This window comes from Paucisalibacillus globulus DSM 18846, from assembly GCF_000482485.1.
GTDB lineage: Bacteria > Bacillota > Bacilli > Bacillales > Amphibacillaceae > Ornithinibacillus > Ornithinibacillus globulus.
Window position 1 is genome coordinate 106,986 of the sequence record NZ_KI519436.1, and the last position, 22,054, is coordinate 129,039.

Annotated in this window: 21 protein-coding genes and 1 riboswitch; of the genes, 19 read left to right on the plus strand and 2 right to left on the minus strand. The window is 38.4% G+C overall.

Features of this window, described 5'->3' with window-relative positions:
• From K332_RS0114325 to K332_RS0114335, 3 genes are all read left to right on the plus strand, one after another.
• The coding region (locus tag K332_RS0114325; protein WP_211237421.1) for a hypothetical protein at window positions 1-223 on the plus strand (223 nt) is incomplete at its 5' end.
• Window positions 223-423 (plus strand): hypothetical protein, encoded by a 201-nt coding sequence (locus K332_RS0114330; RefSeq protein ID WP_026908079.1) that lies wholly within the window; start codon window positions 223-225, stop codon window positions 421-423. The genes K332_RS0114325 and K332_RS0114330, both read left to right, overlap by 1 nt.
• A gap of 226 nt (window positions 424-649) precedes the next feature.
• The gene (locus tag K332_RS0114335; protein ID WP_026908080.1) at window positions 650-2,152 is read left to right on the plus strand and encodes a class I adenylate-forming enzyme family protein; all 1,503 of its coding nucleotides are present in this window, start codon (window positions 650-652) and stop codon (window positions 2,150-2,152) included.
• A 126-nt stretch (window positions 2,153-2,278) separates the two neighbouring features.
• On the opposite strand, the gene K332_RS0114340 is transcribed toward K332_RS0114335, so the two are convergent.
• Window positions 2,279-3,109 carry a MerR family transcriptional regulator gene (locus tag K332_RS0114340; RefSeq protein ID WP_026908081.1) on the minus strand — a complete coding sequence of 277 codons (831 nt, stop codon included), beginning with the start codon at window positions 3,107-3,109 and terminating at the stop codon, window positions 2,279-2,281.
• 167 nt (window positions 3,110-3,276) lie between these two features.
• Here K332_RS0114340 and norA point away from each other — a divergent pair, with 167 nt between their 5' ends.
• Window positions 3,277-4,461 (plus strand): multidrug efflux MFS transporter NorA, encoded by a 1,185-nt coding sequence (norA, locus tag K332_RS0114345; protein WP_026908082.1) that lies wholly within the window; start codon window positions 3,277-3,279, stop codon window positions 4,459-4,461.
• Window positions 4,462-4,754: 293 nt separating this feature from the next.
• Here norA and K332_RS0114350 read toward each other — a convergent pair whose 3' ends face one another.
• Entirely contained in the window at window positions 4,755-5,189 is a 435-nt protein-coding gene (locus K332_RS0114350; RefSeq protein WP_026908083.1) for an Hsp20/alpha crystallin family protein, read from the minus strand.
• An 86-nt stretch (window positions 5,190-5,275) separates the two neighbouring features.
• Here K332_RS0114350 and K332_RS22610 point away from each other — a divergent pair, with 86 nt between their 5' ends.
• From K332_RS22610 to K332_RS0114425, 15 genes are all read left to right on the plus strand, one after another.
• Window positions 5,276-5,890, plus strand: coding sequence for a DUF2179 domain-containing protein (locus K332_RS22610; RefSeq protein WP_051359477.1), 615 nt, complete (start codon window positions 5,276-5,278; stop codon window positions 5,888-5,890).
• Window positions 5,891-6,011: 121 nt separating this feature from the next.
• A riboswitch (purine riboswitch) is annotated at window positions 6,012-6,111 on the plus strand.
• Between the two features lie 214 nt (window positions 6,112-6,325).
• Complete coding sequence (purE, locus tag K332_RS0114360; RefSeq protein ID WP_026908084.1) at window positions 6,326-6,817, plus strand: 5-(carboxyamino)imidazole ribonucleotide mutase; 492 nt, start codon at window positions 6,326-6,328, stop codon at window positions 6,815-6,817.
• Entirely contained in the window at window positions 6,804-7,925 is a 1,122-nt protein-coding gene (purK, locus tag K332_RS0114365; RefSeq protein WP_026908085.1) for a 5-(carboxyamino)imidazole ribonucleotide synthase, read from the plus strand. Before purE ends, purK begins: the two co-directional genes overlap by 14 nt.
• On the plus strand, window positions 7,922-9,217 hold the full coding sequence (gene purB, locus K332_RS0114370) for an adenylosuccinate lyase (protein ID WP_026908086.1): 1,296 nt from the start codon (window positions 7,922-7,924) through the stop codon (window positions 9,215-9,217). The genes purK and purB overlap by 4 nt, the downstream gene beginning before the upstream one ends.
• 11 nt (window positions 9,218-9,228) lie before the next feature.
• Entirely contained in the window at window positions 9,229-9,942 is a 714-nt protein-coding gene (purC, locus tag K332_RS0114375) for a phosphoribosylaminoimidazolesuccinocarboxamide synthase (protein ID WP_026908087.1), read from the plus strand.
• The gene (purS, locus tag K332_RS0114380; RefSeq protein WP_026908088.1) at window positions 9,939-10,190 is read left to right on the plus strand and encodes a phosphoribosylformylglycinamidine synthase subunit PurS; all 252 of its coding nucleotides are present in this window, start codon (window positions 9,939-9,941) and stop codon (window positions 10,188-10,190) included. The genes purC and purS overlap by 4 nt, the downstream gene beginning before the upstream one ends.
• Window positions 10,187-10,873, plus strand: a complete 687-nt coding sequence (purQ, locus tag K332_RS0114385; RefSeq protein ID WP_026908089.1) for a phosphoribosylformylglycinamidine synthase subunit PurQ — start codon at window positions 10,187-10,189, stop codon at window positions 10,871-10,873. The genes purS and purQ overlap by 4 nt, the downstream gene beginning before the upstream one ends.
• A complete protein-coding gene (gene purL, locus K332_RS0114390; protein WP_026908090.1) occupies window positions 10,857-13,076 on the plus strand; it encodes a phosphoribosylformylglycinamidine synthase subunit PurL in 2,220 nt (739 codons plus the stop codon). The genes purQ and purL overlap by 17 nt, the downstream gene beginning before the upstream one ends.
• Window positions 13,061-14,470: an amidophosphoribosyltransferase gene (gene purF, locus K332_RS0114395; protein ID WP_026908091.1), complete on the plus strand. Its 1,410-nt coding sequence runs from the start codon at window positions 13,061-13,063 to the stop codon at window positions 14,468-14,470. The genes purL and purF overlap by 16 nt, the downstream gene beginning before the upstream one ends.
• A gap of 13 nt (window positions 14,471-14,483) precedes the next feature.
• Window positions 14,484-15,506 (plus strand): phosphoribosylformylglycinamidine cyclo-ligase, encoded by a 1,023-nt coding sequence (gene purM, locus K332_RS0114400; protein WP_026908092.1) that lies wholly within the window; start codon window positions 14,484-14,486, stop codon window positions 15,504-15,506.
• Window positions 15,499-16,074 carry a phosphoribosylglycinamide formyltransferase gene (purN, locus tag K332_RS0114405; RefSeq protein WP_026908093.1) on the plus strand — a complete coding sequence of 192 codons (576 nt, stop codon included), beginning with the start codon at window positions 15,499-15,501 and terminating at the stop codon, window positions 16,072-16,074. Before purM ends, purN begins: the two co-directional genes overlap by 8 nt.
• Before the next feature lie 39 nt (window positions 16,075-16,113).
• Window positions 16,114-17,646: a bifunctional phosphoribosylaminoimidazolecarboxamide formyltransferase/IMP cyclohydrolase gene (gene purH / locus K332_RS0114410; protein WP_026908094.1), complete on the plus strand. Its 1,533-nt coding sequence runs from the start codon at window positions 16,114-16,116 to the stop codon at window positions 17,644-17,646.
• Between the two features lie 14 nt (window positions 17,647-17,660).
• Entirely contained in the window at window positions 17,661-18,920 is a 1,260-nt protein-coding gene (gene purD, locus K332_RS0114415; RefSeq protein WP_026908095.1) for a phosphoribosylamine--glycine ligase, read from the plus strand.
• 178 nt (window positions 18,921-19,098) lie between these two features.
• A complete protein-coding gene (locus K332_RS0114420; protein ID WP_026908096.1) occupies window positions 19,099-20,832 on the plus strand; it encodes an adenine deaminase C-terminal domain-containing protein in 1,734 nt (577 codons plus the stop codon).
• A gap of 153 nt (window positions 20,833-20,985) precedes the next feature.
• Window positions 20,986-22,041 (plus strand): DUF3048 domain-containing protein, encoded by a 1,056-nt coding sequence (locus K332_RS0114425; protein ID WP_026908097.1) that lies wholly within the window; start codon window positions 20,986-20,988, stop codon window positions 22,039-22,041.
• Window positions 22,042-22,054: the final 13 nt, after the last annotated feature.

Genomic DNA, 22,054 nt, shown 5'->3' on the forward strand with positions numbered 1-22,054 from the left:
AGAAAAGGAAATATCAGCCGTAATGCGCGAATATCAGCCAAGAAAAGGAAATATCAGCCAAAACGCGCGAACATCAGCCAAGAAAAGGAAATATCAGCCAAACCGCGCGGATATCAGCCAAGAAAAGGAAATATCAGCCAAACCGCGCGAATATCAGCCAAGAAAAAGAAATATCAGCCATAATGCGCGGATATCGGCTGAGAAAAGGAAATATCAGCCGTAATGCGCGAATATCAGCCAAGAAAAGGAAATATCAGCCAAAACGCGCGAACATCAGCCAAGAAAAGGAAATATCAGCCAAACCGCGCGGATATCAGCCAAGAAAAGGAAATATCAGCCAAACCGCGCGAATATCAGCCAAGAAAAAGAAATATCAGCCATAATGCGCGGATATCGGCTGAGAAAAGGAAATATCAGCCGTAATGCGCGAATATCAGCCAAGAAAAGGAAATATCAGCCGTAACGCGCGAATATCAGCCGAAAAAAGGAAATATCAGCCAAAACGCTCGAACATCAGCCAAAAAAGAAACTACCAGTCATAACTGCCAAAAACCCTCATTTCCATTATTCCTACTCACGACAAATTATTTCTGTAACCCTCATGTAACTCTCCTCCACTAAACTATTCCTAGAAAGTGGAGGGATTGGGATGCATGCAAATATGGACTGGTTACAGAGTAGGGTCAATATATCTCCAGAAAGAATAGCGGTGGTTGATTCTGTAACAGGTGATTCTTGGACTTATAAAGAGCTTGATGAAAGAGCAAATAGAATAGCACATTTCTTTATGATAAAAGGTGTAGAAAAGGGTGATCGTGTTGCGATTTTGGCACCGAATCATATTGGGTATTTGGATTTCTTTTTCGCTTGTATGCGAATAGGAGCGATATTCATTCCGCTAAATTGGCGGTTAAGTAAGGATGAGTTGGCCTATGTGTTACAGGATTCTGAGCCGAAGATAATAGGAGTAGCACCTTCTTTTTTAGATAGAATGAATCAGATGGAACTGGGAGCAGTGATTATTACTATTAGTAGTAATGAGTATGAGAAGGGATTAGATTTTGAAAGACATCAAATAAAAATAAAGCTAGACGAGTCAGAGCCACTTGCTATGATTTATACCGGAGGAACGACAGGCCGTCCAAAGGGAGTAGTTCTTTCTCATAGATCCATTCTTTGGAATGCATTGAATACGATTGTTAGCTGGGACTTAGGGGCAGATGATGTAACCCTAATTACTACTCCGATGTTCCATACCGGTGGATTGAATGTCTACACATTGCCAATTCTTCTTGCGGGTGGAAAGGTTGTTCTTTCCCCTGAATTTAAACCGGAAAAGGCTGTAGAGGATTTAATTAAATATAAATGCACGGTGGTTCTATTTGTTCCAACCATGTACCATATGATCATTCAGACAAAAGAGTTTCAGCAGGCGATATTCCCTGATATAAAGGTCTTTGTTTCCGGTGGGGCACCATGCCCACATAAAATATATGATGCCTTCCGTGAAAAGGGTATTGCATTTAAAGAAGGCTATGGACTAACTGAAGCGGGGCCAAATAATTTTTACATTGACCCGGAAGATACAGCCCGAAAAATTGGTTCAGTAGGCAAGCCGATGATATTTAATGATATAAAAATAGTTAAGGCCAATGGAGAAAGTGCCAAAGAAAATGAAGTGGGAGAGCTTGTGCTACGTGGCTATCATGCATTCGAGTATTACTGGAATAAACCAAAAGAAACCGCTGAAGTCATAAAGGATGGTTGGGTCCATACTGGGGATCTTGCTAAACAAGATGAGGATGGTTATGTCTATATTGTTGGACGCAAGAAAGATATGATAATAACTGGTGGAGAAAATGTATATCCATTAGAGATTGAGCATTGGCTCGAAACGCATGATTTAATTGACGAAGCAGTTGTTGTTGGTTTACCGGATGAGAAGTGGGGAGAAATAGTAACAGGGTTTGTCTCATTGAAGGGTGAACTGACTGAAGAAGAATTAAAGAATTATTGTAACCAGAAGCTCACCCGATATAAAGTTCCAAAGAAGTTTTATTTCTTGTCTGTACTACCAAAAACCCATGTTGGAAAAATTGATAAAGCAACCTTAAGAGAAAAATATTCCATTGAGGAAAGCACTAGTTTTTGAAGAAATACTAATCCGACTTAAAAGCCATTTTCAAGTATATAAAAATTACTTAAAATAATTCAACATAAAGCTCGCTCATTAATTTCATGGGCGAGTTTTATGTGCATAAAGACGTTGAATAAATGACTAAGCCCGATGATAAACAGGAATCATAATTTTTGTGACAAATTCTTCTTCATGGTTTCTCACAATCGTATCGTAAATATATTCCTCAAAAACATAATCTCCTAAGACTAAATGTAATCGATTCATTTCCGAAAAGATTCGTTCATAGGTTTGATGTATCGTTTTATCATCGCCAACATGATAACCAATTAGGCATTCACCCTGTACGGCCTGGAAATATGGATATCCTTCTTTGGGAGTTGGTTGCTCAATATATAAATAGCTATAATTAGTAAATTCGCCCTTTAATACTTGCTCCCTCTTCGTGATAACACCTATAGGATATCCCGAATCAAGATTAGAGGTATACAATTGGTCAATGAAGTCTGATACGGCCTCTACAAATTCTTCATTTGAAAAGTTTTTTATGTCTCTACTTAAGTAAAGGGTTGCTTCTGGTAATTGAGCTAGTCTAATTTCATTAAAATCAGTACCTAGAGCCTCTTCCATTATTTCAATTTTCGCTTCAATAATTCTTTCTTTCATTTCTATTTCTTGACGCTTCTTCGCAATCTCTTCTTTCTTCTTATACATTAAATTTAAAAAGCCTTCTGGTGATTTGTTCTGTGTGTATTGTTTGATGTCTTTTAGGGACATATCGAGATCTTTGAGAACATCAATCACATTATATAGTTCCAATTGGTGGATGGAATAATAGCGGTATCCTTTTTCATTTTTTACGACTGGTGAGAGCAGGCCAATTTGGTCATAATAAATTAATGTCTGTTTATTAACATTACAAAGCTTTGCAAACTCTCCAGTACTCAAATACTTCTCTTTTTTTTCGTTCAAAATTGATCACCGTCCTTGACTATATAGTTACTATATACATTAGGATAGTGAATTGTAAATATATTATTTAAGTCTTGGTAATTTCAAGTGGTTATGATTTATAATACATTTTTAAATAGATAGCTACATGTTTCATATGGTTTTTTAGGATGTAAGGAGAATGGAAAATGAAAACATATAATGTCACCTTATGGTTATTATTAATGAATTTATTTATTGCCTTTTTAGGTATTGGTTTAATCATTCCAGTAATGCCAACATTGATGAATGAATTAGGTATTACGGGGAAAACAGTGGGTAATTTAACCGCAGCATTTGCGATTGCGCAATTAATAACTTCTCCATTTGCAGGGAAAGCTGTAGATAAATTTGGAAGAAAGATCATGATTGTCGTCGGTTTGTTTATTTTTGGTTTTTCAGAATTCTTATTTGGATTGGGTAATGAAATTGAGGTTTTATTTATTTCTCGTATCCTAGGTGGTATTAGTGCAGCTTTTATTATGCCAGCAGTTACAGCATTTATTGTTGATATTACAACAAAGGAAACTCGCCCTAAAGCATTAGGGTTTATGTCAGCTGCTATTAGTACAGGATTTATTATTGGCCCAGGAATTGGTGGATTTTTAGCTGAGTTTGGTACTCGGGTACCATTTTTCTTTGCTGGAGGACTTGGTGTAGTTGCTGCTATCCTTTCTATTATTTTATTAACGGAGCCAAATCGGGTAGAAGAACAAGTGGAACAAGATTCTAAGACTCAAGTCGGGATAAAACGTATTTTTGCACCGATGTATTTCATTCCACTTATTTTAATTTTTATAACATCATTTGGCTTAGCAGCCTTTGATTCATTTTTTGGTTTATTTGTCGATCATAAATTTCAATTTTCACCAGGGGATATTGCAATAGTTATAACTGGAGGTGCTATTGTTGGTGCCGTGGCCCAAGTTGTGTTGTTTGATCGTTTAACTAGAATGTTAGGAGAAATTAAACTAATACAATACAGTATCCTGATATCCGCAATACTCGTCTTTATGATGACTGTGGTTCAATCCTATTTATCCATATTACTTGTTACATTTGTAGTTTTTGTTGGTTTTGATTTATTCCGACCAGCTGTCACATCCTATCTTTCCAATATTGCTGGAAACGAACAAGGATTTATTGGAGGAATGAACTCCATGTTTACTAGTTTAGGTAATATTTTTGGCCCAATTGTTGGCGGCGTATTATTTGATATCGATATTGATTATCCATATTACTTCGCCACCCTTGTATTGGCTTTCGGGATAGTCTTATCTCTGTTTTGGAAACAACCGGTATATGGTAAGGTTAAAGAAGCTAATCAAGTATAGAAATCATGTTACTATGGAAAAACAGCACAAGTTCCAAATTAGGTACTTGTGCTGTCTTTGATTTGAGTTGTTTTTGTGAAATATTTAGCTTTTAACTTTCGCAGTTGATGGAATATGCGACGTAACTAATAATCTTTGGTAGAGCACCATACCCGCTCCGGAAATATACTGCTCTTTCCATGGGTGGCTGCCTGAGACCGTGCCCGTGGAAAGCGGAGTATTCTGCTGGAGCGCCTGATATATGCCACCTTCTTACCTATATAATCGATTATAAAGATAAAAAGGTGGCAAACTTATTCATCCTCCAGTAGCTCAACAGAAACTCGATTTTTTCGACTAGAACTAGAAATAAAGCGATGCAACTGTATATATAGTAGTCCATGGTTGTAAGTAGCTTTAATCTTATCAGACCGAACCGGGAATGGTAACGTAACTTTACGCTCGAAAACACCTTGCAAAATTTCTTCCTTTACAACAGTACCAACACTATGTCCAATATCAATTGTGCCACGTAGCTCCATTGTTGCATAATCTACATAAATATCAATCTTCTCTAAATCATTTATACCTGGTATATTTGCAATACACAGAATTTCATTGTCCGTTTGATAAAGATTAATTTGGGGAATAGTTGGTTTTAGGATGCCTTCAAATTGATCCCAAAACTGCTCACCAAAGAAGTGGTCCATATTCCGTTTCCAATCTGACATTTGCTGAAATGGATCCATTTTTAACACCTCATTTTATTAAGTATTTATTTATACTATATGCAAATTCTAAAAAATGGGTGAATGCCCACAAAGGAGGTTGTATTTTGCTTGAAAACGCAGTTGTAATGGTCGTCATTATATTACTTGTTAATGTTGTGTATGTATCAATGTTCACCATCCGTATGATATTAACCTTGAAAGGCCGTAGATTTGTCGCTGCCTTTGTAAGTATGTTTGAGATAGTCGTATATATCTTTGGTTTAGGATTAGTATTGGACAACTTAAATGAAATACAGAACGTAATTGCTTATGCGTTAGGGTATGGGATTGGGGTTGTTGTAGGTTCAATGATTGAAGAAAAACTGGCACTCGGTTACATAACGGTTAATGTGATATCCGGGAATCCGGACTTAAGCTTTACTCGGCAATTACGTGATAAGGGGTATGGGGTTACAAGTTGGTCTGCCTACGGGATGGATGGGGATCGTCTTGCCATGCAAATCTTAACACCTAGAAAATATGAATTGAAACTGTATGAAGATATAAAAACAATTGATCCAAAGGCTTTCATCATTTCATATGAGCCTAAGCAAATTCATGGAGGATTCTGGGTGAAACAAGTACGAAAAGGTCGATTGTTTAATCCGAAGAAAAAACCAGATGGTTCCTCTGATAACAACCCAACTAATAATACAACTTTTAGCGATAAAAGCGAATGATAGTTGGAGGTTTACACATTAAGTTGTATTACTGCGATTAAAGCCGAACGTTTTAAGAGGAAATATAAAAAATATTCGATTTTACGATTGACCCCTAGAATGAATTTTGTTATGCTAAAATCAATAATTGAATACGGATCCTCATATATTTCTTGGGATATGGCCTTGAAGTCTCTACCCGGTACCGTAAATGCCGGACTATGAGGGAAGATGAATCATTAGTAGTTAGGAAAGTATAATAACTTTCTGTACGCTTAGAATACTGGCGCATTCACTAAAGAATGAAGTCGAATACCGGTATTTCTAAACTTATGATATTTTTGGTGACCAAATATTGGGTCTATCCATCTTCTCTCTATACGTAGAGAGAAGATGGATAGACCCTTTTTAATTATTAGGATAAGTAATTCTTTTCCATGGAAGGAAGAAAGTGTAATGGCTTTAGTTGGCGTAATTATGGGAAGCATCTCTGATTGGGAAACAATGAAGCATACATGCAGTATCTTAGAGGAATTAAACATTAAGTATGAAAAAGATGTCATATCAGCACACCGAACTCCAGATGAAATGTTTACATACGCAAAAACAGCACGTAAACGTGGACTAAAAGTAATTGTTGCTGGGGCGGGAGGAGCGGCCCATCTGCCAGGAATGATTGCTTCTCAAACAACACTTCCAGTTATAGGTGTTCCAGTTCAAAGTCATGCACTTAATGGACTTGATTCACTTCTTTCGATTGTACAAATGCCCGGAGGAGTACCTACCGCAACGGTATCAATTGGCAAGGCTGGTGCAATTAATGCAGGATTACTAGCTGCACAAGTTCTAGGAGCTTTTGATGAAAATATAACTAACAATCTAGAAAACTATCGAACAGAAATGAAGGAGAAAGTGAGAGAAATGGGGGAAGACCTTGCAAAACAGTAGGGTGATTTTACCACCTCAAACAATTGGAATTATCGGCGGTGGCCAGCTTGGTCGTATGATGGCGATGGCAGCAAAATATATGGGTTATAACGTTATTGTTCTAGACCCAACACCAAATTGTCCAACAGCACAAGTGGCAGATGAGCAAATAATTGCAGCGTATGAGGACATGAACGCTATGGAAGAATTAGTCGACAAGTCTGATGTAATTACGTACGAATTTGAGAATGTTGATGTAGAAGCGGCAACAACTATCGATAATTTTGGGAAACTACCACAAGGTACCTATGTACTTGAGGTAACTCAGAATCGGGAAAATGAGAAACAGTTAATGAAAGAGCTTAACTTACCAATACCTGATTTTTCCATTGTCCATAGTGGTGAAGAATGCCAAGAAAAATTGAAGGAAGTAACATTTCCTGTTGTCGTTAAAACTTGTCGAGGTGGGTATGACGGTAAAGGACAATTCAAACTTGAATCTAAGGTAGATATTCCAGGTGCAATTCAATTTGTAGAAAAGAATAAGCACTGCATTATAGAGTCTTGGTTGACCTTTGATAAAGAAATCTCAGTGATTTTCACAAGAACAGCAACGGGTGAAATTGAATTCTTTCCAATTGCGGAAAATGTGCATCAGAATCATATTCTATTTCGTACAACAGTACCCGCAAATGTGCCTATCGAAGTTCAAGAAAAGGCATTTGAAGCAGCATGTTTACTAGCAGATAAAATGAATATTGTCGGAACGTTTGCGATTGAAATGTTTGTCGTAGGTAACGAAATCTACCTAAATGAAATGGCGCCCCGTCCTCATAATTCGGGTCATTACACAATAGAGGCATGTAATATTTCGCAATTTGCTCAGCATATAAGGGCAATCTGTGGATTACCGTTGATTCCTGTAGAACTGCTTGAGCCGGCAACAATGATTAACATCTTAGGTGAAACTATGGAACCGACCTTGAAGGCAATGCCGATAATAAATCAAGGCTTTATTCATTTATATGGTAAAGAAGAAGCTAAACCAAAACGGAAAATGGGCCATATCACTTTTATTGGCGAAAACATAGAGGAACAAGTGGAAAAACTTGAGGAGGCGAAGCAGTGATAGGACGATATACGAGAGAAGAAATGGGAAGTATTTGGACAGAAGAAAACAAATTCAAGTCCTGGTTAGAAGTAGAAATCCTTGCCTGTGAAGCCTGGAGTGAACTAGGTGTTATTCCGAAAGAAGCAGTAAAACAGCTACGAATGAACGCTTCGTTTGATATAGACCGAATTTATGAAATAGAAGAAGATACAAAACATGATGTAGTGGCATTTACTCGTGCTGTTTCAGAATCACTAGGTGAAGAGCGTAAATGGGTTCATTACGGTTTAACTTCTACAGATGTTGTTGACACGGCACTATCGTATCTTCTAAAACAGGCAAATGAAATCATTCGTAAAGACCTACATAGTATGATTGGCATCCTTAAAGATAAAGCAATCGAGCATAAGCATACTGTAATGATGGGGAGAACGCATGGAGTACATGCAGAGCCAACAACATTTGGATTAAAGCTTGCATTATGGTATGAGGAAATGAAACGAAACTTAGAACGTTTTGAATTAGCTGCTAAAACCATAGAGTTTGGAAAGCTATCCGGTGCAGTTGGAACGTATGCGAATATAGATCCATTTGTGGAACAATATGTTTGTGAAAACCTTGGTTTAACACCAGCACCGGTATCTACACAAACATTACAACGGGACCGTCATGCAGCATATATTTCAACACTTGCATTGATTGCATCGTCCATAGAAAAATTCGCAACTGAAGTTCGTGGATTACAAAAAACAGAGACTCGTGAAGTAGAGGAGTCTTTTGCTAAAGGCCAAAAAGGTTCATCAGCAATGCCTCATAAACGCAACCCAATTGGATCGGAAAATATGACTGGAATGGCAAGAGTTATTCGTGGTTATATGGTGACAGCCTATGAAAATGTGTCACTTTGGCATGAACGTGATATTTCCCATTCATCAGCAGAAAGAGTTATTTTACCGGATGCTACCATTGCTATTAATTATATGCTGAATCGTTTCGGAAACATCGTAAAGAACTTAACCGTTTTTCCTGAAAATATGAAGCGCAATATGGACAAAACATATGGTGTTATTTTCTCACAGCGAGTGCTTCTTGCACTAATTGATAACGGAATGAGCCGTGAAGAAGCTTATGATTTGGTTCAGCCTAAAGCAATGAAAGCATGGGAAACAGAAACTCATTTCAAAGAGCTTGTAAAAAATGATAATCATATTACTGTATTATTATCGGAAGAGGAAATAGAAGATTGCTTTGATTATACGTACCATTTAAAAAACGTTGATGCAATTTTTGAGCGCATCGGCTTAAACTGAGGTGTTAAAGCATGAAGGCAGAGCTATTATACGAAGGGAAAGCAAAGAAAGTTTATCGTTCTTCCACAGATTCTGAGAAGCTAGTTTTATCTTATAAAAATGATGCGACAGCTTTTAACGGAAAGAAAAAGGAAAGTTTTCTTGGAAAAGGAAAATTAAACAATGAAATATCTTCCTTGATTTTCCCGTATCTTCATGAACGTGGAATCAAGAGTCATTTTGTAAAAAGGCTAAATGAAACAGAACAGTTAGTAATGGAAACAAAAATTATTCCACTAGAGGTCGTTGTTCGAAATTTGGCAACAGGAAGCATTACAAAACGATTAGGATTCAAGGAAAAAACTCCTTTTACTCCTGCGCTAGTGGAGCTATTCTATAAAGATGATAAGTTAGACGATCCTTTGATTAATGATGACCATGCGCTGCTTTTGACGGATATAACCTTGAAGGAATTGCGAGAGATAAAGGTAAAAGCATTAGAGATTAATACGGTATTACGTGAATTCTTTTATACTAGCAATCTTAAACTAGTAGATTTTAAGCTAGAGTTTGGTCGATTACCGGATGGGAAAATTGTATTATCTGATGAAATTTCCCCGGATACTTGCCGTTTATGGGACTTAGAAACGAATGCCAAAATGGATAAGGATGTTTTTCGCCAAGGCACTGGGGATTTAGTAACCGTTTATCAACAAATACTACAGCGACTGGAGGCAAGGATATGAGGAAAGTGACCGTATTTATTACATTAAAACAGGGTGTACTTGATCCACAAGGAAAACAGGTTCAAGAATCATTGAATGTTCTAGGCTATAAGGAGGTTCAAGAGGCCCGTGTTGGAAAGTACGTGGAACTGCAAGTAGAAGATGGACCGAATATTGAAGCGCGGGTTCAAGAAATGTGCGATAAACTACTTGCCAATCCAGTAATAGAGGACTACCACTTTGATGTGGAGGAGGCTGTTCACTCGTGAGGTTTGCAGTAATTGTTTTCCCAGGTTCGAATTGTGATCGTGATATGTATCATGCGGTGAAAGATGTCCTTGGTGAAGAGGCGGATTTAGTCTGGTATCAAAATAGTAATCTAGAGAACTATGATGGAATTCTTTTACCTGGTGGATTTTCTTATGGTGATTATCTTCGTACTGGTGCGGTAGCAGCAACATCAGATGTGATGAATCAGGTGAAGAAGCATGCACGGAATGGTAAACCAATTCTTGGCGTGTGCAATGGATTTCAAATTTTAACCGAGGCTGGACTACTCCCCGGTGCATTAATGCAAAACAAAAAGCTTTCGTTTATGTGTCATCAAGAAGAGTTGGTCGTTGAAAATAACGAGACAATATTTACTAGAGGATTTGAAAAAGGGGAAGTTGTACGTTTTCCAATTGCACATGGTGAGGGGAATTACTACTGTAATTCGGAAACGTTATCCGAATTACAAACAAATGACCAAATTGTATTTACGTATCGAAATAATCCTAATGGATCGGTAGAAAATATTGCAGGAATTATCAACAAGCATGGAAATGTATTGGGAATGATGCCACATCCAGAGCGTGCAGTGGAGGCGCTTCTTGGTAGTAATGATGGATTGAAGCTTTTTCAATCACTCGTGAAAAATTGGAGGGAGTCTTATTATGTTACAAACGCATGAGATTAGTCCAGAACAAATTGAATCGGAAGGGATTTATCAAGAAATGGGACTGAGCGATTCTGAATTTGAAATGATAAAGAAGATCTTAGGTCGCCTTCCGAATTTTACAGAGACAGGTATTTTTTCTGTTATGTGGTCTGAACATTGTAGCTATAAGACTTCCAAGCCATTATTGAGGAAATTCCCAACTAAGGCTCCTCATGTACTACAGGGACCTGGTGAGGGAGCAGGGATAATCGATATTGGTGATAATCAAGCAGTTGTTTTTAAAATAGAAAGTCATAACCATCCATCAGCAGTAGAACCATACCAAGGAGCAGCAACTGGTGTTGGTGGGATAATTCGTGATGTGTTTTCAATGGGTGCTAGACCAATTGCATTAATGAACTCCCTTCGTTTTGGAAATTTAACGTCAAATCGTGTGAAATATTTATTTTCAGAAGTAGTAAGTGGTATCGCTGGATATGGAAATTGTGTTGGTATTCCAACTGTTGGTGGAGAGGTACAGTTCGATGATTCGTATGAAGATAATCCACTGGTCAATGCAATGTGTATTGGGCTAATTAACCATGACGATATACAGAAAGGTGTTGCAGCAGGGATTGGAAACACTGTGATTTATGCTGGGGCACCGACTGGTCGTGATGGTATTCATGGTGCTACATTTGCCTCTGATGATTTGGCAGAAGACGCAACGAAGGACCGCCCTGCCGTTCAAGTTGGCGATCCATTTATGGAAAAGTTACTGATTGAGGCTTGCTTGGAAGTGATACATTCTGATGCGCTAGTTGGTATGCAGGATATGGGGGCAGCAGGCCTTACTTCTTCAGCCAGTGAAATGGCAAGTAAAGCAGGAACTGGCATGGAGATGGATTTAGATTTAGTACCACAACGTGAAGAGCATATGACTGCTTATGAATTAATGCTTTCAGAATCTCAAGAGCGCATGCTATTAGTTGTGAAAAAAGGTAGAGAGAAAGAAATTATTGATGTATTTACACATTACGGCCTATCAGCAGTTGCTGTTGGTCACGTCATAGAGGGAAATGTATTCCGTATCATACAGCATGGTGAGGTACAGGCTGAAATTCCTGTTGATGCATTAGCAGAAGAAGCCCCTGTCTATTATTTGCCATCTCAAGAGGCGACGTATTACCAAGAGTTTCAGAAGATTAGGAATAAAGTACCAGTTGTCGATAATTATGGTGATACACTGAAGAGGTTATTACAACAACCAACTATCGCAAGTAAGGAATGGGTTTATGACCAATATGATTCCATGGTGCAAACGAATACGGTTAATGGACCGGGATCGGATGCGGCAGTTGTCCGAATTAAAGGAACGAATAAGTCACTTGCGATTACAACCGACTGTAATTCTCGATATATTTATTTAGACCCTGAAATAGGTGGAAAGATTGCAGTTGCTGAAGCGGCACGAAATATCGTTTGTTCCGGTGCCCGTCCACTTGGAATAACCGATGGCTTGAATTTTGGAAATCCAACCAATCCTGAAGTGTTTTGGCAAATGGAGAAAAGTGTGGAAGGAATAAGCGCAGCTTGTGACGCACTCGGTACCCCAGTAATTAGTGGAAATGTGTCGCTATATAACCAATCTAAAGGAAAAGCAATTTTCCCAACTCCTATCGTAGGTATGGTTGGATTACATGAGTCACTGGAGCATATTACACCGAGCTTTTTCCAGTCAGCAGGTGATTTGATTTACGTAATTGGAGAAACAAAGCATGAGTTTGGTGGAAGTGAACTTCAGAATATGCTAGAAGGAAGCTACCAAGGCAGAGCACCTGAGATTGATTTAGCGATAGAGGCAAATCGTCAAGCACAATTGCTTCAAGCAATCCAGCAAGGCCTAGTCGTTTCGGCGCATGATCTTGCAGAAGGTGGACTTGGAGTTGCCTTAGCTGAGAGTTTATTTTCAAACACTTCACTAGGGGCAGACATTCAGCTAGATGGAGATACGACTACTGCATTATTTAGTGAAACACAATCCCGTTTTTTAATTAGTATAAAGGCGGAAAATCAAGTAGCTTTTGAAAAGGCTGTTGATGATGCAGGTGCAATTGGTGTTGTAACGGAAGAAGGTAATTTAACAATCCGAAATCAAGAGGGATTTATTTTGACAGAGAAAGTAGCAGATTTAGAGAGCCTTTGGAAAGGGGCAATCCCATGCTTGCTGAAATGAGAGGCTTAAATGAAGAGTGTGGTGTTTTTGGAATTTGGGGTCATGAAAAGGCAGCAGAGTTAACATACTATGGGTTGCATGCTCTACAGCATCGTGGTCAAGAAGGTGCTGGTGTTGTGACGTCAGATGGCCATGAACTAAAGCTTCATAAAGGGCAAGGGCTAGTTAATGATGTGTTTAAGCGATTTGACTTTTCGAAACTACAGGGAAATGCAGCAATAGGTCATGTTCGATATGCAACACAAGGGGAGAGAACCATTGATAACGTGCAACCACTCCTTTTTCGTTCCCAAACTGGAAGTGTCTCTCTAGCGCATAACGGTAACATCATGAATGCTTATAAGTTACGTGGCGAACTAGAAGGCGCAGGTAGTATTTTACAGACTTCCTCGGATTCAGAGGTACTTGCTCATCTATTGAAAAGGAACGGAAATATGGATTTTATTTCGGCATTAAAAAATGCTTTACAACAATTGGTAGGAGCGTATGCCTTTGTACTACTATTGGAAAACAGTATGCATATTGCACTTGATCCTAGAGGTTTAAGACCGTTATCGATTGGTAGATTAGGAGATGCCTATGTTGTAGCTTCAGAGACTTCTGCCTTTGATATTATTGGTGCCACGTTTGAAAGGGAAGTTTTACCGGGTGAGCTGATAACAATTACGGAATCCGGACTAGAATCGACTCGATTTGCCATACAGGAAAAACGTGCATTATGTGCGATGGAATATGTGTATTTTTCGCGTCCAGACAGTAACTTGAATCATGTAAATGTTCATGCTTCACGCAAGAAAATGGGAATAGAACTGGCAAAAGAAGCACCTGTAGAAGCAGATGTTGTGACAGGAGTTCCGGATTCTAGTATTTCTGCAGCAATTGGCTATGCGGAACAAAGTGGAATCCCATATGAAATTGGCTTAATCAAAAATCGGTATATTGGTAGAACATTCATTCAGCCTTCTCAGGAACTTCGTGAGCAAGGAGTAAAAATGAAGCTATCCCCGGTTCGAGGGATTGTGGAAGGAAAACGAGTTATTATGATTGACGATTCCATCGTTCGTGGAACGACTTGTAAGCGAATTGTTCGAATGCTAAAGGATGCTGGGGCTAAAGAGGTCCATGTGAGGATTGCCTCACCGTCCATAACGAATCCATGTTATTACGGAATTGATATGTCGACGAAGAAAGAATTGATTGCTGCTAATTTTTCATTAGATGAGATATGTGATTTGATTGGTGCGGATAGTTTGGCTTATTTATCAAGTGTTGGTCTTGAGAGGGCTATTGTATCGGATGATTCCATTAATCAAGGTATTTGTATGGCATGTATGACTGGAAATTATCCCGTTACAGAAGAAGGACAATTAGAAATTTCCTATTCGAGGTGTTAAGGAGAGTGTCAAAGTGACGAATGTATATAAGGCAGCTGGGGTCAATGTAGAGGCTGGTTACGAAGCGGTAGAACGAATGAAAAAGCATATCTCCAAAACAACTAGACCGGAAGTATTAGGAGAAATAGGCGCTTTTGCAGGACTATTTGAACTAACCGCTTTTCAGTATAACGAACCAGTGTTAGTTTCTGGTACAGATGGAGTTGGCACAAAGTTAAAACTTGCATTTGAGATGGATAAACATGACACGGTAGGCATTGACTTAGTTGCAATGTGTGTCAATGATATTGTGGCTCAAGGAGCTGAAGCTTTATTTTTCCTTGATTATATAGCTTGTGGAAAAAATGACCCTGCTCGCATAGAACAAATTGTTGCTGGTGTTGCTAAGGGCTGTTCCTTGTCAGGAGCTGCACTGATTGGCGGAGAAACCGCTGAGATGCCTGGAATGTATGGGGAAAATGAATATGATCTAGCAGGTTTTGTAGTTGGAATTGCCGAGAAGTCAAAGTTGGTGACTGGTAAGGCGATTCAGGCGGGAGATATCGTGATTGGTCTTCCGTCAAGCGGTATCCACTCGAATGGATATTCTTTAGTAAGAAAGCTTGTTGCTGGAATGGAATTTAATGAGGTTTATCCAGGGCTAACAAAGTCACTTGGAGATTGGTTACTAGAGCCAACACGAATTTATGCTGGGCAGATAAAGCAATTGATGAATAAGGTGTCTGTAAAAGGAATCTCCCATATTACAGGTGGTGGATTCTACGAAAATATTCCAAGAATGTTACCGGAAGGGCTGGGTGTTGAAGTTAAAGTAGGAAGTTGGAAAATACCTGAAATTTTTTCTTTCTTACAAACTATAGGTGAATACTCACATGAAGATATGTTTGGTGTTTTTAATATGGGCATTGGTATGGTAGTTGCAGTTGCAGAATCAGATGTTGATACAGCTTTGTCAGTATTAATCGATTCAGGAGAAAATGCAACGGTCTTTGGGAAAGTTGTAGATAAAAGAGGGGTACATTTGTGTTATGACTAAACCAAAAGCAGCTGTTTTTGCTTCAGGAACGGGAAGTAATTTTGAAGCGATGATGACTTGTGAAAATCTAGCTTGTGAGATTGTTTTGTTAGTTTGTGATAAGCCTGGTGCTAGTGTTATAGAAAAGGCAGAATGTTTCGGTGTACAAACGTTTGTTTTAAATCCTAAAGACTTTGATTCAAAAGGGGATTACGAGGCTAACGTACTTCAATCTGTACTTGATGCGGGAGTTGAATGGATATTTCTAGCGGGCTATATGCGACTAGTTGGTCCTACCATATTACATACATATGAAGAGAAAATATTGAATATCCACCCATCATTACTTCCAGCTTTTCCTGGTAAGGATGCAATTAATCAGGCATATCTAGCTGGTGTTCATCAAACTGGTGTAACGGTTCACTATATTGATGAAGGGATGGATACTGGTCCAATAATCGCACAGGAGCAAGTAGAAATTTTACCGGGAGATACTATTGAAGCTTTGAAAGACCGTATCCAGAAGGTGGAGCATATGTTGTACCCGGAAGTTATTAATTCTGTAGTAATGGAATGGTTGAAAGCATAAGCCCGATACCATAACAACAAAATACAAAGGAGTCCAATCATGAAAAAACGTGCATTAATTAGTGTTTCAGATAAAAAACATATCATAGAATTTGCGCAAGGTTTAGTGGAACTAGACTTTGAGATTATTTCAACTGGTGGAACATTAAAGGTACTTCAAGATGCTAGTATTCCTGCAATTGCCATTGATCAAGTTACAGGATTCCCAGAAATTCTAGATGGACGTGTAAAAACACTGCATCCGAATGTACATGGTGGGTTGTTAGCTAAACGCTCGGATCCAGACCACCTAATGCAACTAGAAGATAATCATATTGAACCTATCGATATGGTTGTCGTGAATCTTTATCCTTTCAAGCAAACACTTGCCCGTGAAGGTGTATTAAAGGAAGAGATTATTGAGAATATTGATATTGGTGGTCCAACGATGCTGCGTTCTGCTGCAAAGAATTATGCTGACATAACAGTAGTTGTCGATCCAAATGATTACGATTCTATTATCAAGGGATTTAAGACAGAGAGAATAGACCTAGAATTCCGACAAAAATTAGCTGCGAAGGTATTCCGACATACTGCAAATTATGATGCGATGATAGCAAATTACTTTCTTACGCAAATAGAAGAAAAATTTCCTGAAACCTATACTGTAACTTATGAAAAAGTTCAATCCCTACGTTATGGAGAGAATCCTCACCAGGAAGCAGCGTTTTACAAAAATCCAATTCAAAATGGCATGAGCCTTGCTACTGCTGAGCAATTGCATGGTAAAGAACTTTCATATAATAATATCCAGGATGCAAACGCTGCTGTTGAAACTTTAGCTGAGTACAGCGAGCCTACAGCTGTAGCGGTGAAGCATATGAATCCTTGTGGTATTGGTATGGGTGAATCTATTGCGGATGCGTTCCGAATAGCGTTAGATGCGGATCCTGTTTCTATTTTTGGTGGTATTGTTGCATTAAATCGTGAAGTAGATTCCTCTACTGCGGAGCAATTAAGTGAAATTTTCTTAGAGATTGTCATTGCACCAAGTTTTTCTAAAAAAGCATTTGAAATTCTTACTAGTAAGAAAAATATTCGATTAGTAACAATGGATATGTCTCGTCCACATGAGGCATTGTATAAGCTGACAACCGTTGATGGTGGGGTGCTTTTACAAAATAAGGATGATGGTGTTATTGAAGGAAGTAATCTAGAGGTTGCAACAGAAAGAGTGCCCACTGATGAAGAAATGAAAGATCTCCTTTTTGCATGGAAGGCAGTTAAGCATGTGAAATCAAATGCGATTGTTTTGGCAAAAAATAAGCAAACAACTGGAATTGGAGCAGGGCAGATGAATCGTGTCGGTGCAGCTAAAATTGCTATAGAGCAAGCAGGTAAGAAGGCTTTTGGATCTGTTATGGCATCTGATGCATTTTTCCCAATGCCAGATACAGTTGAGGAAGCTATCAAATCGGGTGTTACTGCCATTATTCAGCCGGGTGGTTCAAAACGTGACCAGGAATCTATTGATGTATGTAATCAACACGGAATTGCAATGGTGTACACAGGTATGCGTCATTTCAAACATTAATAAGGGGGCTAATAATGAACGTTCTTGTTGTTGGACGTGGTGGTCGTGAACATAGTATTGTAAAGAAACTTTCCGAAAGTGTGAAGGTTGATGAGCTTTTTGTTGCACCCGGTAATGCTGGAATGGAAAGTCATGCAACATGTGTACCAATTGAAGAAACGGAGCGTACTAAGCTCATAGATTTTGCGAAAAATAATCAAGTATCCCTTACCATTATTGGACCTGAGAATCCTCTATTGGATGGGCTAGCTGATGCTTTTCAGGCAGAAGGATTGCGTGTGTTTGCACCTAGAAGAGAAGCGGCATTAATTGAAGGAAGTAAAAGTTTTGCAAAGGAATTAATGATGAAATATCAGATTCCTACAGCAAGCTATGAAACATTTACCGATCCAATTGCGGCTAAGCAATATGTAAATGAAATTGGTGCTCCAATTGTTATTAAAGCGGATGGTCTAGCTGCTGGAAAAGGTGTAATAGTTGCTGAAACAAAGGAAATTGCTTTTCAAGCAATTGATGACATGCTAGTTTCCAAGACCTTCTCGGATGCTGGTGCTAAAGTTGTAGTGGAAGAATTTTTAGTTGGTAGTGAATTTTCCTTGATGGCCTTTGTTAACGGAGATAATGTTTATCCAATGATTCCAGCGAGAGACCATAAGCGTGCGTTTGATAATGATGAGGGTCCGAATACAGGTGGAATGGGTGCTTATGCTCCAGTAGCAGATATTACCGAAGATGTTATTGTTTATGCTACAAAAGAAATTTTGCAAAAGGCAGCATCTGGAATGGTGATGGAAGACCGTTCATTTACAGGAATACTTTATGCAGGACTGATCATGACAGATAACGGTCCAAAGGTAATTGAATTTAATGCTAGATTCGGAGATCCAGAAACACAAGTAGTATTACCACTTATGAAAAATGACCTATTACAAGTCCTATTAGATGTCCTTCACGGGAAGGATCCACAATTAGAATGGGAAGAGGAAACTTGTTTAGGTGTGGTGTTAGCTTCTTTTGGATATCCAGATGCGTACCGAAAAGGTGTAGTATTACCAGATATAGATGGTGATTCGTTTATTGTCTATGCAGGTGTAGAAGAATCTGATAATAGATTTGTTTCTACTGGTGGGCGTGTGCTGTTAGTAGGTGCGAAGGGAAAGACTTTGGGAGCTGCCAGTAGGTTAGTATATGAATGCATCCCATCAAATGAGGAGTTAGATGGTTTTTTCTATCGTACAGATATTGGAAAGATTGAAGAAGGCGCTCCTGGCTAAGGGCGTCTTCCTTCTGCTGGTGTAGGCTAATATAAACCATTTACTGGTACATCAACCGTTCCCTATCTCCCGAATGTTTCCTGTCACAATTTTTTCACTTTAATTAACAATAACTTTACAGTAATAAAGCGTGAATTGTGGTACAATTGGAAAAAGAAAAAATTTGGAGAGTTGCCCTATGTTAGAGAATAGATATTGGAGAAATTATGAGCTGAGAAAGCATGTGAAAGTGGTAGAGGGGAAGTTTGCGCCAACTCTTGTATTAAAGAATGCAACCTATTTAAATATGTATGTTAATCAATGGTTAACAGCAAATATTTGGGTGTATAATGAAAGGATTATTTATGTTGGTGATAAGCTTCCAGACCAATCTACAGAAATAATTGACTGTAAGGGTAAGTTTGTTGTTCCTGGCTATATGGAGCCACATGCACATCCGTTTCAATTATATAATCCAGAAGTTCTAGCGACCCATGCGGCAAAATTTGGAACAACAACATTAGTTAATGATAATTTATCATGGCTTTTTTTATTAGATAAAAAGAAAGCGTTTTCTATCATGTCCGATTTTAATAAATTACCAATTTCGATGTTTTGGTGGAGTAGATTTGATCCACAAACAGCACTTCTAAATGAGGAAAGCTTGTTTAACACAGAGGATATGTTGGACTGGTTAGCACATCCTTCTGTCATTCAGGGGGGAGAGCTAACAGGTTGGCCAAGCCTGCTTAATGGTGATGATCGATTACTATACTGGATGCAAGAGGCAAAGAGAAAAGGAAAGCCTATTGAAGGACACCTACCCGGTGCTTCTGAAATTACATTAACAAAACTAAAGTTACTAGGTGTATCAGCCGATCATGAGTCAATTAGTGGAGAAGATGTTCTGAAGAGACTACGGCTTGGATATCAAGTAGGGTTACGTTATTCTTCTATTCGCCCTGACCTTCCTAAAGTTTTAGAAGAATTATTAGAAGCTGGATTAACAAACTTTGACCAGTTGACGATGACAACGGACGGTGGTACACCAGGATTTTATGAGAATGGATTAATGAATGTATGTATCGATATTGCAATTCAAAAGGGTGTACCTATAGAGGAAGCATATCGCATGGCATCGTTTAACGTAGCGAAACATTTCCATTTAGATGAACTTCTAGGATGTATAGCGCCTGGTAGGATTGCTAATATTAACATATTACAACGGAAGGACAATCCACATCCAGAGGGTGTCTTAGCAAAAGGAAAATGGATTGTAAAAAATGGCAATGTACAGGAGCTACCATCTTATATTAGCTGGGAAAAGTATCATATTAAACCACTTCAAGTTAATTGGGATTTGGGAATAAATGATTTACAATTTTCCACACCGATTGGGCTAGACATGGTTAATGATGTCATTATTAAACCATATGCAATTCAAACGGATATTACTGTAGAAAAGCTACCGGAAGAACGTGACGAGGCATTCCTTTTACTTCTTGATAGAAATGGAGAATGGCGTGTTAACACAACAATTCGTGGATTTACAAAGAACCTTGGTGCGTTAGCAAGTTCTTTCTCACAAACAGGTGATTTTATTTTTGTCGGAAAAAATAAACAAGATATTTTACTAGCATGGAAGCGTCTAAAGGAGCTAGGTGGTGGAATTGTACTTGTTCATGAAGGCGAAATAATTTCTGAACTTCCATTACGTTTAGCGGGTAAAATGTTTGCTGGAAGTATGGATGAGTTAATTGTAAAAGAACAGGAGCTTAGAGGGAAATTACAGGAGTTTGGCTATCAATTTAATGATCCAGTTTATAGCATCTTATTCTTGTCATCAACCCACTTGCCATACATTCGAATTACCCAAGAAGGTATTATGGATATTAAAAAACGTGATGTACTCTTCCCAGCAACCATGCGTTAACATATAATAGTAGTAGGACTTTTGTTGGTAGTTTAGAAAGTATAAAAAACTTTCTGCCGACATAAGAAAAACTAACACATTCGCTAAAGAACGAGCGAATGGGAGTTTTTCTAATAGTTGTACTAAATTGAATAGTTAAAAGGTGTTGGGATTATGAAAAAGTGGATTTTGCTAGTAGTAGCAAGTGTTCTGTTTCTTTTAGTAGCTTGTAGTGATAAAACGGATAAGCAAAAAGAATCTAATGAGGGTACTGAAGTAGTTACGGAACCAGAAAAAGTAGAAGAACCGCAATTTACAACTGTTTATCCATTCACAGGTATTCAGACAAATGAAGAAGTAAATCATCGTGCTGTCGGTGTGATGGTTAACAACCATACGAAAGCTCGTCCACAAACAGGACTTACGCAAGCAGATATGGTATTCGAAATTTTGGCTGAAGGTATGATCACCAGATTTTTTGCCGTTTTTCACAGTGAACAACCAGAAGTAGTTGGACCAGTTCGCAGTGCTCGTGAATATTATTTTGATTTGGCTGAACGCTATGGTGCTCTTTATATCTATCATGGAGCTGCCGGTTTTGTGAATGATATGCTTGATAATCGAGGCATTGATCATCTAGACGGGGCCATTTATGACAATGATGGCCATTTATTTAAAAGGGAGTCTTTCCGTGTTGCTCCACATAATTCTTATCTATTATTTGGAAATGTACATGAAGTGGCGAGTGATATCGGTTATGAAATCACTGCTGAACATCAACCAATGCCTTTCTTATCAAATGAAGAAGTAGGAGAAATTACTGGAGATAATGCAAATCATGTGGAAATTGTTTATTCAAATCAACCAATGAATATTGTGGAATATGACTATGATCCTACTACAGAGAAGTACAATCGCTATAATGATGGTGAAATGACAGTTGAATTAAACACGAATGAAGCCGTTCAAGTAGATAATGTATTTATAATAGAAACCTATCATGAGGTGATTGATGATGCCGGACGCCGTGCGATTGACTTTTATGCTGGTGGTAAGGCATATCTAATTCAAAAAGGGAAAGTGCAACAGGTCGAGTGGCAAAACCTTGATGGACAGTTAGTTCCAGTTAAAGACGGTGAAGTGATTGGATTTGTACCAGGTAAGACTTGGATTAATGTAGTTCCAACTAACCCAGGCATGGATAAATCTGTTACCATTACTAGTGAGTAGGGAGTAGGAGGTT

What these genes read in the sequence shown, in the direction of transcription:
- purF (WP_026908091.1), top strand. Translation starts at nt 13,061, where the DNA reads ATGCTTGCTGAAATGAGAGGCTTAAATGAAGAGTGTGGTGTTTTTGGA.
- K332_RS0114330 (WP_026908079.1), top strand. Translation starts at nt 223, where the DNA reads ATGCGCGAATATCAGCCAAGAAAAGGAAATATCAGCCAAAACGCGCGA.
- K332_RS0114350 (WP_026908083.1), bottom strand. Translation starts at nt 5,189, where the DNA reads ATGGATCCATTTCAGCAAATGTCAGATTGGAAACGGAATATGGACCAC.
- norA (WP_026908082.1), top strand. Translation starts at nt 3,277, where the DNA reads ATGAAAACATATAATGTCACCTTATGGTTATTATTAATGAATTTATTT.
- purC (WP_026908087.1), top strand. Translation starts at nt 9,229, where the DNA reads ATGAAGGCAGAGCTATTATACGAAGGGAAAGCAAAGAAAGTTTATCGT.
- K332_RS0114335 (WP_026908080.1), top strand. Translation starts at nt 650, where the DNA reads ATGCATGCAAATATGGACTGGTTACAGAGTAGGGTCAATATATCTCCA.
- purN (WP_026908093.1), top strand. Translation starts at nt 15,499, where the DNA reads ATGACTAAACCAAAAGCAGCTGTTTTTGCTTCAGGAACGGGAAGTAAT.
- purL (WP_026908090.1), top strand. Translation starts at nt 10,857, where the DNA reads ATGTTACAAACGCATGAGATTAGTCCAGAACAAATTGAATCGGAAGGG.
- K332_RS0114425 (WP_026908097.1), top strand. Translation starts at nt 20,986, where the DNA reads ATGAAAAAGTGGATTTTGCTAGTAGTAGCAAGTGTTCTGTTTCTTTTA.
- purE (WP_026908084.1), top strand. Translation starts at nt 6,326, where the DNA reads ATGGCTTTAGTTGGCGTAATTATGGGAAGCATCTCTGATTGGGAAACA.
- K332_RS0114420 (WP_026908096.1), top strand. Translation starts at nt 19,099, where the DNA reads ATGTTAGAGAATAGATATTGGAGAAATTATGAGCTGAGAAAGCATGTG.
- purS (WP_026908088.1), top strand. Translation starts at nt 9,939, where the DNA reads ATGAGGAAAGTGACCGTATTTATTACATTAAAACAGGGTGTACTTGAT.
- purD (WP_026908095.1), top strand. Translation starts at nt 17,661, where the DNA reads ATGAACGTTCTTGTTGTTGGACGTGGTGGTCGTGAACATAGTATTGTA.
- purH (WP_026908094.1), top strand. Translation starts at nt 16,114, where the DNA reads ATGAAAAAACGTGCATTAATTAGTGTTTCAGATAAAAAACATATCATA.